Genomic DNA, 617 nt, shown 5'->3' with positions numbered 1-617 from the left:
CGAGCGCGGCGACCTCGACCTGCTTGGCCACCATGCCGCCCTGGCCGAACATCCCCGGCGACGCCGCCTGGGCGACTCCCAGCATCGCTTGGAGCGCGGCGCGGTAATCGCCCGCGCCGAGCGCCTCGAGCACGTCGAAGACGGCGACGGGCCGGCGCGCCGCACCGCTCTCCTGCGCGCGGTCGGATTCGAGCCGGGTCTCGTTGCTCTGGAGGGAGCGGAGCTCCCTCAGCACGCCGTCGGCATCCACGAGGCGCGAGCCGCGCCAGCGCTTATCGCTCGCGCAGGCGATCCGCGCCGCACCCGACCACACGCCGGCGAAGGGCGAGCGGATCCAATCCACGAGTTCGGGTGCCGGCCACCATGCGACCGGCTCCTCGTTGCCCATGCGGTCGAGCACATCGATGAGCATGAAGAAGAGCTCGCCGGCACGCGTCTCGGAGAAGCGCAGGCGCGCCTCGACGCGCGACGCGACCCCCCGGGCGGCGAGCCGGGGTGCGAGGTGACGCGCGAGGGCGAGCGGATCGGGCGATGCCGCGACGACGTCGCCTGCGCGCGCGGCGTCGAGCACCAGGACCGTATAGGCGGCGTCCCGGGCCGACGCGCTGCAGATGGGA

The 617-nt window shown here is 74.1% G+C and carries 1 pseudogene; it reads right to left on the bottom strand.

The features are described 5' to 3' along the window. A pseudogene (locus BN423_RS10975) lies at positions 1–617 on the bottom strand (hypothetical protein); the annotation flags it as partial.

The organism is Enorma timonensis (assembly GCF_000321165.1).
In the GTDB taxonomy this organism is placed as follows: Bacteria; Actinomycetota; Coriobacteriia; order Coriobacteriales; family Coriobacteriaceae; genus Enorma.
This window is presented reverse-complemented; position numbering and strand designations above follow the sequence as displayed.